The organism is Okeania sp., from assembly GCF_983059655.1.
This window is the reverse complement of sequence record NZ_CEZPJD010000100.1, coordinates 1,803-13,891: the sequence shown is the minus strand read 5'-3', so window position 1 is coordinate 13,891 and position 12,089 is coordinate 1,803. Positions and strand designations below refer to the sequence as shown.

Sequence of the window (12,089 nt, the reverse complement as noted above, 5' to 3'; positions counted from 1 at the left end):
AGGGAACAGGGAACAGGGAACAGGGAACAGGGAATAGACAAAAAATATTCCCGATCGTCAGTAGTACGGAATCTGCTGCATTATATCAAATTCGCTGAAATTCAAGAAAAATTCTTCACATAAAATTGCCGAAACCTTTGCCTGTTAAACCATCTCCGCGTCCCCGTGTCCTACTCCCACCAACCAATTTTCTCTTCTGCCCTCTGCCTTCTTCAAGGCTTTGTAGTAAAAGCTTCAATTCTTTGCCTGAATTGATTTACATTGGTTGTCGATCTAGAAAAAATGAAGTATAATTGTAATATGAAAGACACTCGTCTGAATTAGCTGTTTCATCTAAAAAAGTTCGGTAGTTTGGAAATCTGTCGTAGGGGCAAACGGCCGTTTGCCCCTACAAGCTACGGGAGGAAAAACGCTACGGCGACTTCAGTCACCAGTCCCCTTTACGGGGTGGGGGAGTAATCCCCCAATAACTCCCATTTCTGGGGTAAAGTTAGCCTCGCCAATGTTATCGGTCGGTACTATCCAGAAAGCACTCGCTTAACCCACTAGGCGTGTTTAACCTTCCGGTTCTAGAGCATGAGACTGGCAACGCATCCCAAGGTAGGAACTTTAACGCTTGCCGATAACGTAGACCTCAAAGGTCTTAGGCTGGTCAGGTGTTGGCCTGTTTTCTTGAAGCAGTCGCAACAAGAGTGTGCAAGCCCTTGGACTTTAGTCCTGGGGTTCCTGACAGAGTGCCTGGCTCAAAAAATTAAATCACAAGAGGATTATATCATGGTTAGTTACGTTGGTATTCAATCCAATCATTTTCCCAATAAAATAGTTTCAGAAATTCAGCCATTAGTACCGTTAGAAATTAAAATTGAAAGTCTAAAAACTGTTGGGGTTAGTAATACTCCCCAAATAATTTATAGCACATCAAAAGGACGGTGCAGCACTTTTTTATCTAAGGCTCAATTTATCAATTGTTTACTCTATTTTTTGCAAATTAAACAGCACAAAATCGGCAAAATCAAAAGCTATAATTTTCAGCATTCTGGCATAAATATTAATACTGAAAATGGCAAGTATTTGATTGTTTATCCAGAAATTCATGCTTTTCTAGAACGATATAATCGGGCAGCATTAGAAAAGTTAGAAGTCGAATTAACTGCTATTAGTGCTGTGGTTAGAAATCCGATGAAAGGAACTGTTGCTGAAGTGAATAATATTGGTTGTAGTTGTGCCGATATGATTTATCGTCGCACAATTTGTAAACATCAAATTGCAACTCAGTTACATCTACAGTCAAATGGATGGGGTTCTTTGACAGAATATTTACAACACAATAATGTAGGGAAAAAGTGGGAGGAAAAATTGTTAGCTATGGCTAAAGTTGCGAAATCAGATTTAGGGTTATAGCGTTTCTCAAATTGATGAGATACAGTTTTAGATTCCCTTAGTAAGGGGGGAAACGCTTTGAAAAATGTGGCAGGTTTCAAAGTCCCCCTTTTTAAGGGGGATTTAGGGGGATCGTGAATGTACTTCATCTTTATGATAAATGCTATATAAGCATGATTTACCGAAACTGACTCTAAGACTTTTCAGTAATTTCCATGGTATCAAGGGATAAAAATTCGCATTGTCCCTTGGTAGTATTCAATATCTATCGCAATTTCTAGTGACATACTCCCACACTAAGCTGAAGCTATAGTGTAAGCTCTCTCGTTTCGCAGTCCCGGTACCCCGTCGGACTCCACGAGCTTTAAGGACGGAATGCCCTACCGCCCTATTTTTTATATTTATCGCTGCATTCCAGTCGCGGTCTATGACAATACCGCAATGCGGACAAGAATGAGTTCGTATGTTTAATTCTTTATCGACTTTTTTCCCACAATTTGAGCAATCTTGGCTGGTATTTTTGGGGTTCACTCCTATAGTCTTCTGTCCAGCATTTCCGGCTTTGACAGTCAAAATAGTTAGGAATTGTCCCCATCCAGCATCGTTAATTGATTTACTCAAACGAGTCTTTGCTAGCCCTTTAATGTTTAAGTTTTCATGGGCAATAACTCCAGCTTTTAATAACAATTCATTGGCTGTTTTGAAATGAAAATCTTTACGTTTATCAGCGACCTTTTTATGTTGTTTGGCAACAGCTTTTACAGCTTTTAACCACCTTTTACTACCTTTCTTTTTACGAGATAAGCGTTTCTGTAGAGTCTTTAATCGCTGCTGAGATTTTCGGTAGTATTGAGGTATGGGGACTGATTCTCCTTCACTTGTTACTAAGAATTCCTTCAGTCCCATATCAATTCCCAGAGTATTTTTTAATGTCGGTTCAACTTGAGTTGTTAAAGCTGGGACTGATTTGTCTTCTAGGGATAAAGTTACATAATAACCATCAGCTTTACGACTAATTGTCGCTGTTTTAATTTGAAAACCATCAGGTAAATGTCGATGTTGAATCAACTTGATATTGCCTATTTTTGGCAAGTTTATCTTGTTTCCTTCTATGCAGTCTTGCTTGATTTGAGGATAAGTAAAACTGCGATAACGCCCTTTTCCCTTAAACCTTGGTTTTCCTAATTTCTGTCCATTTTTGTCTGCTGTAAACCATCTATCAAAGGCAAGTTTTACCCGTTTTATACAATCTTGCAGGACCTGAGAATGAATCAACTTGTACTCAGGAAACTTGTCTTTGGTATTGACCAAATCTTTTTTTTGAGAGTAATAATCTGGATTATCTCTTAGTTGAGGAATTGGCATCACCAAGGGGCAGGCATTAACTGGACAACGGTTTTCTGACCACCACGAGAACCGCTCGCCTAACCTATAGTTGTACTGCCGACGCAACAATTCCAACCACAATAGAATAAACCAAACACCGCCTAACATTAGTAGAGCTATGATACCATAAATATATCTAAAATTAAGTAAAATATGTCCAACAAACCAAGGTATGATGAAGATGAAAATGTGTCTCGTCATAGCGCGACTAACCCCAAAAAGTGTACTGAAATGGCAAAGAAATATGGGTGGGAGTTGAATCGTATTGAAAAAATTGAAAATGATTCAGTTTTTAAAGTTGATTGTGTTTTTAAGGGCAAGACTGAATTTCCCAAACATTATACAGAGGAGGAATAATGGCTAAATATATTATTTTTCAAGCTGATGAAGACGAACCTTTTTGGGAAGATAGAATGCTACAGCATACTCAAGCATTGACGGAAATACTACAAGAAGTATGGGATTACAGCGACAAACCTATTCCAGAACCAGGATACAGGCCACTTGATTTTGTGCAAGTCAAAGAAGATTATAATCCGGAAATTCATGCTCACAGCACCCACTACCGCCAAAGCAATTGGGAAGTAACAAGAGTAGAAGTTTATACCCCTGAAATACCAGTCACAAAATTTGACCAGATAGTAATTTGTTATTGTCGATATAATCCTATTAATTCAGAACTGAAAGTCATGCCGGGGCGACAAATATCACAAGATTCTTTTGATACTAAAGAGCAATATGAGGAGTGGTTAACTACCAAAAAATAAGACATTCTTAAGACACAGCAAAACCTGTATATTTACGTTTATAGGGTGCGTGAAAAGCTAGAACAATATCTGATGGTGGCACTCCCAAATCTACCAATTCACTAGCAATGCCAATTTCTGTACCATCATGTTGTATCCAGATTTTTTCATTTTTAATATCTATTTGTAAAACACAGCCCCGTACTCTTCTATTACCATGCCAACCTACATTTATAAGTTGATAATGGTCCCTTTCTTCGTCAAAAATGACTTGAGCTTCTATATCTCCATAAGATGGTTTATATTGACTATAGTAGGTAATAATTTTTTTGATATTTGTTCGATATTTAGCTAACTTTTCCATTGCACAATTATAGCGCTGTGCACAGGCAACAGGCAACAGGCAACAGAAAATTTTCACATAGGAATAAATAATGTCTGAAATCAAAGACTTTAAAGATTTAAAAATTTGGGAAAAAGGAATGATATAGCGCTACGCGCTAGGCAACAGGCAACAGGCAACAGGCAAAAGTAAACTGTGAGTGGGTTTGGTGGATTTAGGAATGTCCTAACCTAAACTTGTAGCGCTATAATTGCGGAAAAATGTTATTCACTAACAAAAAATTTTCCTAAAGAAGAAACTTATGGGATGATTCAACAAATCAGAAGAGCTTCTGTTTCTATACCGGCAAATATTGCAGAGGGTTATGGAAGAAGATCCTCAGGAGACTATGCTTGATTTTTAAATATTGCTCAGGCTTGGTGTAAATGAATTAGAGACACATCTTCTTTTATCTGTAAGGATACAATTATGTACGTTTAATGATGTTGAATTTATCATAAATGAATTAAAAGAAGAAAGCAGAATGATTATTTCCCTGATTAACAAATTAAAATAATCAACAACTGTTGCCTGTTGCCTGTTGCCTAAAACATCGGTTGTGGTTGGTTGCCCTATTGGTTATGGCGGTTGGACAAATAATACAAAAATTTACATTGGGAAGTCAAAAATATGATATAGTTTCCACAATAACGCTATTTTTGCTGTCAATGTTATCTTGTGGTTGACCTATTCCTAAATGACTGGTCTTTTTTGATAATGTATAGCAATGTGCGCTGGCATATTTACAAATTGCAGGAATTGTCCAATAGCTAAAAGTTTGGCGTTGTCAGATTTTTATTCCCCCTGTTGCCTGTTGCCTGTTGCCTGTTGCCTGCGCGCAGCGCTATAAATAACAATTTGAGGAGGTAGTAAGATTTATGATGCCTTTCGACTTAGATAGTACTAATAATCAAAAATTACCTGGATATGAAGTTCTATCCCCAAATTTATCTCAGGGGGAAAAATTTCAATACCAAATTCTTTTAGTCGAAGAAGATGATAACTCTCATCTCGGAATCAAAACAACAGTATATACTGGAACTAAAAAGTATTTAAAAGAAAAGTTGCCAGGAATAGGAAATGAAAAAATAGATAATTTTCCCCATGAGGGATTAGACATGAAGGCAGTGATGAAATTTAAGAAAAAGAGCATAGATGATAAGATGTTCATCAATCAATATCATGCCTTGCGGAGGCTTCTGGCAGCTAGAAAATTATCCCAATTGATTGCCGAGACATGGCTCAGGGACGATCAAATAGAGGCAACTATTGATGAAAAGATATCATTAATAGACCAAACAATTAGTAGTAACCAAGAGGCTGAAATAAAAGAAGAGAAAGTATTAGCATTAAAGATGACTAGGAAACTATTTCTGAGTGCTAATAGACCGCCAGATCGTACTAAGTCTGAATCTTCAGCAACTAAATCTGACTGTCAAATGATTATCAAGAAAAATCAAGAAAGTTGGCGAAATATCTGTTTGAATTTGTTGTTTTGTGGACAAGCTTATTACAAAAAAGGCGATCGATATATAGAAGTATTAAAGAGTCCCATTATGTCTACTTATGAAGCGTCTTGTTTCTACAGTTTTGAGGTAGTTTGGAACAGCTTTGTAGGTACTATGGAAGAGATTCAGAAGGTAGGAAAGAATCAACCTCCTTTCTACAGAGTGTTTATTCCTTATCCTCAACGTCCTAATGTAGTAGAAAAGGCAGATTGCGATGAGGATGGACTATTTCAACCAATACTAACTGCCAATGCGATCAAAAATTGGGCATATTCACAAGATATAGTACGGAAACCAAAATCTACAGAATTCCCATTTGCAAGGAAAAAGTGGAATTCAAAAGATGGTATCCATATAAAATATGTTTCACCACCCTATCCTTATATGGTAGCGAGTACTTGTACTTAAATTCAGTCTTAAAAAAATTAGCCATTAGTAAGCAAAGTTTTAGGCTTGACTCGATCGCCTGACTATAATTTTGTCACTACCAATGTTATATTATGGTTAGCCCTTATGAAATTTATCTTGCTTAGATAATTGAGTGTATTGGGTCTGACAATTTAATATTTGGCTCAGATGATCCAGATATGGATCTTTAGTCATATGTTATTAAAAATGCTGTGGAGCTTCAGGAAAAGTTGTCTCCGGAGATAGTGAACAAGATTGTTTGGGATAATCCTAGATGTTTTGATCGCATTTGAGGCAAAATCTACGAGATTTATGATGACTATATTGTACCTGGTCAACAGAAAATGCTAAAAGGATATTCAATTATTGATGCAGACTCCCATGTTATTGAACCTCCTAGTATGTGGGCTGAGTATCTCGATCCAGAATTTCAACAGTTTGCTCCTTCAGCAGACATGAAAATTAAAGGGGAAAACATTTCAGAGAAGATTTCTGAAAAATTGCAGGAGATAGTAAATAAGCAAATGATGGAAAATCACCCCAATGCTTATTTTCATAGCTATAATTCAGAGTCTCATGTCCAAGAGATGGTGAGGATGGGGATAGATCGGGCATTCCTTTATCCAAATTATGGGTTGTTGCTTTGGGGTATCGATACTATGGCACCTGAAGTTGCAGGAGCTTTCACTCGTGCCTACAATACTTGGTTATTTGAAGAATTTTGTAGTTACGATCCAGAACGCTTGAGAGGAGTGGGCGCAATTAATCTTCATCAACCAGAGAAGATGGTGTTAGAATTGCATCGAATTGCAGAATATGGCGGTAAAGCAGTTTTTTTACGACCTAACCCAATTAAAGGGAGATTATTAAGCAATCCTGCCTATGAACCTTTTTGGACGGAATGTGAAAAATTGAATATGGCCATAGGAATTCATGAAGGTACTCATAGTCTTTTACCTACAGTAGGTGCAGAAAGATTCAGAACTCAGTTTGCGCTTCACGCTTGTTCCCATCCCATGGAACAGATGATGGCTTTATTGGCTTTAATTGAAGGAGGGGTGTTGGAGCGTCATCCGAAACTGCGGGTGGGGTTTCTTGAATCAGGTTGTGGTTGGCTTCCCTATTGGTTATGGCGACTGGATCAAGAATACGAAAATTTATATTGGGAAGTGAAAGATAATGTTAAAATACCACCGTCAGAATATTTTCGTCGTCAGTGTTATGTTGCGATTGAACCATCTGAATCTTATCTTTCTCAGATTATTCAATATATAGGTTCTGATAATTTAATCTTTGGTTCAGATTATCCTCACATAGATCATCAGCCAGATGTGATCGATCAATTGGTGGGACTTGAGAAAGATTTATCGAAAGAAACTCTGAAAAAGATTGGTTGGGATAATCCTGCTCGCTTTTATGGTCTAGTCTGAAATTATTATCCAATAGGAGTTAGAAAATGACGTTCTCTTACAATGTGAATTTTATTCAAGGCTTGAAATCAAATTTACCTTTTCGCCACCACATGGTGCATCTTGATCCTCTTCAAGAAAAACTAAAATTGGAATTGGAGGATGATCGAATCTTTCAAATACTGTTATATGAAAATCAAGAATTTAAATTAGTATATGGAAAGAGAAAAGATATTCAGCAAAAGTATAACATAGATTCTTTATCTGAGGGAGTAAAAGTCGATACAGAATTTGTGAAGAAAGGAAATATTGAATACTCCACTGTGTGGTTTTTACTAAAATGTCGTAAACTATCTCAGATTGTAACTTCTACTTGGCTTACATCAAGTCAGATAGAAGCAAAAAACAAGACCCTAAAAAAACAAATAAAGTTGACCAGGAAGATATTAGATTCATATAATATTTTCCCTAGTACTACTTATTGGCTGTCTGATAATTCTGAACTCAAACAAGTAGACGATCAGTTTATACTGGAAAAATCAGAGGAAAAGGATAATCAATTTTATTGTATTGCGCCTACACATATAAGTTATCGGTCAATATCTTTAGTCCTTTTATTATCTGGGCAAGCATATTACAAAGAAAAGAATGCTTGGAAAAAAATTTGTGAACCCATCTTTAGTACCTATGAAACTATTTGGGAGTATGGATTAGATATATCTTGGGATACATATTATTCTACTAGGATAGATGTTTCCCAAGCTGGAAAAATGCCAGTACCTCCTTTTACCTCAGTAGTTCTCGGTTATCCTGCGAAACCAAATAAATTTTCTCTTCAAGATGACAATATCAAGCACTGGGTTAATTCAAATGAATATGATTCTGGTGAAAATAAATACCCATTTTATCCCCAGAAAGACACACCTGAATGGGAGAGAAAGGATCTAAAGTATATCGTTCCTCCCTATCCTTATATCCCTCTTAGCTGTCTGTAATTATTTAACCTTGAATTAATAGATTGATATGCTCTCCCCCTAAACATTTGGACTTAGCGGGAGATTTTTAGTTTAACTGAAATAATTAGTTAAACTGATAATACGTTGAATGAAACAGCTTAGATGAACAACATGACAAGCAACTATCAAATCATCAAAAAAATCTATGAAAGTCCTAACTCCTTAATCTATCAAGCTACTTTAAAGAAAAATAATAACCCGATTATTCTCAAAATCCTCAAAGAAAACTACCCAACTCCTTCAGAACTAATTCGCTACAAACAAGAATATGAAATTACTCGTTCTTTGAATGTAGATAGTATTATTAAAGCTTACGACTTACAAAGATATGAAAATAGTTTAGCAATACTCTTAGAAGACTTCGGCGGTCAATCTCTAAAATTACTAATATCTAAATCTCAATTAAACTTAGAAAACTTTCTAACCATCGCCATTAAAACAACAGAAAGTCTAGCAGCAATTCATAAATCTAATATTATCCACAAAGACATTAACCCCTCAAATATTGTCTATAACCCCCAAACAGAACAACTAAAAATCATCGACTTTGGCATATCTACCAGTTTATCTCAAGAATTTCTCACAGTCGTTCCCCCCAACCAACTAGAAGGAACCTTAGCATATATCGCCCCAGAACAAACAGGTAGAATGAACCGAGGTATAGATTATCGTAGTGACTTTTATTCCCTGGGTGTAACTTTCTATGAACTCTTAACCAACAAACTACCTTTTGAAACCACCGACCCCATGGAATTAGTTCATTGTCATATTGCCCAACAACCATTACCAGTACATCAACTAATTCCCGATATTCCTCATTCTATCTCTAACATCATCAACAAACTATTAGCAAAAACCCCAGAAGAAAGATATCAAAGTGCTTGGGGAATTAAAGCAGATCTACAAATCTGTCTAGAGCAATTCAATACTTTAGGAGAAATTTCAGATTTTCCTTTAGCAACTCAAGATATTTGTGAGAAATTTCAGATTCCTCAAAAACTCTATGGTCGAGAACAAGAAGTTACTCAACTGTTAACAGCATTCGAGCAAGTTAGCCTGGGAAAAACAAGAATGATTCTAATTTCTGGTTATTCAGGAATAGGCAAATCAGCATTAGTCAATGAAATTCACAAACCAATTACAAAGCAACGAGGAAAATATATTAGTGGAAAGTTCGACCAATTGCAGAGAGATATTCCTTATTCAGCAATTTATCAAGCATTTCAAGAGTTAATCCGTAAACTGCTAAGTGAACCAGAAACTACCCTACAAAATTGGAAAAATCAAATATTAGAAACTCTAGGAAATAACGGTCAAATTATTATTGATGTGATTCCCGAACTAGAAAAAATCATCGGTAAACAACCACAAGTAGAACAATTAGGAGCTACTGAAAGTCAAAATAGATTTAATTTATTCTTTCAAAGATTTTTGAGTGTTTTCTGTAAAAAACAACATCCTTTAGTTATCTTTATTGACGATCTACAATGGGCAGATTTACCATCTCTGAACTTAATTGAGCAATTAATTTCAGATGATGAGAACCAATATTTTCTTTTAATTGGAGCATATCGAGATAATGAAGTTAGTCCTACTCATCCTCTAGTAAGGACTTTAGAGAAAATTAAGACTGCACAAGTAGCAGTATCGGAAATTACTCTTGAGTCCTTAAAAGTTAATCATATTAATCAATTAATTGCCGATACCCTAAGTTGTTCTACAGACATTACCAAACCTTTAGCGGAATTAGTTGCCAAAAAAACAGCAGGCAATCCATTTTTTCTGACCCAACTACTTAATTATTTATATCAAGAAAGTTTCTTAGCATTTAAACCAGAGCAATCTCCTAGTTACTGGCAATGGAATCTAGAAGAAATTGAGAGAGTATCTATCACTGATAATGTAGTTGAGTTGATGGTCAGAAAAATTGAAAAGTTAGATGAAAAAACTCAACAAGTTCTTAAATTAGCAGCTTGTATTGGCAACAAATTTAATTTAGAAATTCTGTCAATCGTTAATAATAAATCTCAAATAATAACAGCTCAAGAAATACAGTCAGCTCTAGATGAAGATTTAATAATTCCTCTAGACAATAGTTATAAAGTTCCTCTGCTTTGGAATTCAGAAAAATTATCAAATAGCTCAGATATCTCATCTCAAAATTTTACATACATTCCCTACAAATTTTTACATGACCGAGTACAACAAGCTGCTTATTCTTTGATTCCAGAAGCAGAAAAAAAGCAGGTTCATCTACAGGTAGGTCGTTTGCTACTGAAAAATATTCAAGAGGATGAGTTACAGAATAAAATTTTTGATATTGTTAATCAACTGAATGAAGGTTGGGAGTTAATTACTGACCAATTAGAAAAAGATAAGTTAGTTAAATTAAATCTTCAAGCAGGTCAAAAAGCAAAAGCTTCGACAGCTTATGAATCAGCTTTAAAATATTTAGAGATAGGTTCAGAATTATTAACAGAAAATAGCTGGAAAAATCAACATAAATTGATATTAGAGCTGAATATAAATACTTTAGAAGCTCTCTATTTAAATAATAAATGGGAGCAGATTAATGAACTATCTACAACTATCCTGCAAAGGACAAACAATATTCTCGATCAATTTAAGGTTTATGAGTTATTAATCTTGTCTTACTTCGCGAAATTTCAGCCAAAAAAAGCTATTGATTCTGCTATTAAAGCTTTAGATAAACTTGGAATAAAAATCTCACAAAAAGTTATGAGTGAGAGTGAAATAAAACATAGGATTAAACAAGAATATAAATCTATAAAATTACTATTAAAAGAAAAAAAAATTGAAGATATAGCTGATTTTCCTCAAATGACTAATCCTTATAAACTAGCAGCTATATCAATATTACAGCCAGTTATGACTGCAACGTGGATAACAAACTTTTCATTATTTGTTGAGGTAATCTTAACTCAACTTCATCTTTGTATTAAATATAATAACCCTCCTCAAGCTGCTGGTACTTACGCTTATTATGGAATGCTTTTGTGTGGATTAATAGGAGATATTGATTCTGGATATCAGTTTGGAAAATTATCCATCACAATGTTAGAAAAATGCAATATTTATAAATTAGAGCCTTTGGTTATTTATTTGCATTACGGATATATATGGCATTGGAAAAATTTTATTAATGACAAAGCAGTACAAGAAAAATTACTAAATAGTTTACAAAAAGGTATAAATACAGGAAATAATGAATATGTTTGTTATCTATCTATGGCCTACTGCTTGATCAATTTTTTTAGAGGGAATAATTTAGAAAAAGTTGAGCAGGACTATACAAAATATGCAAAATTAATCAAAAAACTAGGACAAGAGTATCCCCTACAATTTATGGAAGTATGTACAAGTATTATTACCAAATTAAGAAATGTAAGAGAAGATAAATACTATTTTTTACTTGGAAACTCTCAAGATGAAGAGGATGCATATATCGAAGAATATATGAATCAAAAAAATCAATGGCTACTGTTTCTTTACTTTTTTGGAAAAACACTGATTTTTTATTTTCTAAACAATCATCTTTATGCTTTTAGGCATAGTCAATGTGCAGAAAAATATATCATGGCAACTAATGGAGGAGCATCATTTACTATACAGCATAATTTTTACTCTTCTCTTGCTGCTCTTGCTCATTACAATAATTGCGATCTAGAGCAGCAAAAAGAATTACTAGAACAAGTAGAAAAAAATCAGGAGAATCTGAAAGTATGGACTGGATATTGTCAAGAAAACTGTCAGCATAAATACGATTTAGTAGAAGCAGAAAAAGCAAGAATTTTAGGAAAAACTTTACAAGCACAAGAACTGTACGATCGCGC

At 35.0% G+C, this 12,089-nt stretch carries 10 protein-coding genes; 8 read left to right on the top strand and 2 right to left on the bottom strand.

Annotated features, from left to right (window positions below):
- Nucleotides 1-774: 774 nt before the first annotated feature.
- Complete coding sequence (locus AC3DU7_RS08495; RefSeq protein ID WP_488038918.1) at nucleotides 775-1,401, top strand: SWIM zinc finger family protein; 627 nt, start codon at nucleotides 775-777, stop codon at nucleotides 1,399-1,401.
- A 237-nt stretch (nucleotides 1,402-1,638) separates the two neighbouring features.
- On the opposite strand, the gene AC3DU7_RS08490 is transcribed toward AC3DU7_RS08495, so the two are convergent.
- Nucleotides 1,639-2,874 (bottom strand): RNA-guided endonuclease InsQ/TnpB family protein, encoded by a 1,236-nt coding sequence (locus AC3DU7_RS08490; RefSeq protein ID WP_488038917.1) that lies wholly within the window; start codon nucleotides 2,872-2,874, stop codon nucleotides 1,639-1,641.
- 45 nt (nucleotides 2,875-2,919) lie between these two features.
- Between AC3DU7_RS08490 and AC3DU7_RS08485 the strand changes: the two genes are divergently transcribed.
- Both AC3DU7_RS08485 and AC3DU7_RS08480 read left to right on the top strand, forming a co-directional pair.
- A complete protein-coding gene (locus AC3DU7_RS08485; protein ID WP_488038916.1) occupies nucleotides 2,920-3,123 on the top strand; it encodes a hypothetical protein in 204 nt (67 codons plus the stop codon).
- Nucleotides 3,123-3,533, top strand: a complete 411-nt coding sequence (locus tag AC3DU7_RS08480) for a hypothetical protein (protein WP_488038915.1) — start codon at nucleotides 3,123-3,125, stop codon at nucleotides 3,531-3,533. Before AC3DU7_RS08485 ends, AC3DU7_RS08480 begins: the two co-directional genes overlap by 1 nt.
- A gap of 7 nt (nucleotides 3,534-3,540) precedes the next feature.
- On the opposite strand, the gene AC3DU7_RS08475 is transcribed toward AC3DU7_RS08480, so the two are convergent.
- Nucleotides 3,541-3,876: an element excision factor XisI family protein gene (locus tag AC3DU7_RS08475; protein ID WP_488038914.1), complete on the bottom strand. Its 336-nt coding sequence runs from the start codon at nucleotides 3,874-3,876 to the stop codon at nucleotides 3,541-3,543.
- 285 nt (nucleotides 3,877-4,161) lie between these two features.
- Here AC3DU7_RS08475 and AC3DU7_RS08470 point away from each other — a divergent pair, with 285 nt between their 5' ends.
- From AC3DU7_RS08470 to AC3DU7_RS08450, 5 genes are all read left to right on the top strand, one after another.
- Nucleotides 4,162-4,251 (top strand): four helix bundle protein, encoded by a 90-nt coding sequence (locus AC3DU7_RS08470; protein WP_488038913.1) that lies wholly within the window; start codon nucleotides 4,162-4,164, stop codon nucleotides 4,249-4,251.
- A 521-nt stretch (nucleotides 4,252-4,772) separates the two neighbouring features.
- Nucleotides 4,773-5,810 (top strand): hypothetical protein, encoded by a 1,038-nt coding sequence (locus AC3DU7_RS08465; protein WP_488038912.1) that lies wholly within the window; start codon nucleotides 4,773-4,775, stop codon nucleotides 5,808-5,810.
- 344 nt (nucleotides 5,811-6,154) lie between these two features.
- Nucleotides 6,155-7,240: an amidohydrolase family protein gene (locus AC3DU7_RS08460; RefSeq protein WP_293160580.1), complete on the top strand. Its 1,086-nt coding sequence runs from the start codon at nucleotides 6,155-6,157 to the stop codon at nucleotides 7,238-7,240.
- A 26-nt stretch (nucleotides 7,241-7,266) separates the two neighbouring features.
- A complete protein-coding gene (locus AC3DU7_RS08455; protein WP_488038911.1) occupies nucleotides 7,267-8,214 on the top strand; it encodes a hypothetical protein in 948 nt (315 codons plus the stop codon).
- Nucleotides 8,215-8,346: 132 nt separating this feature from the next.
- A partial coding sequence (locus AC3DU7_RS08450; RefSeq protein ID WP_488038910.1) for an ATP-binding protein occupies nucleotides 8,347-12,089 on the top strand: 3,743 nt, incomplete at its 3' end.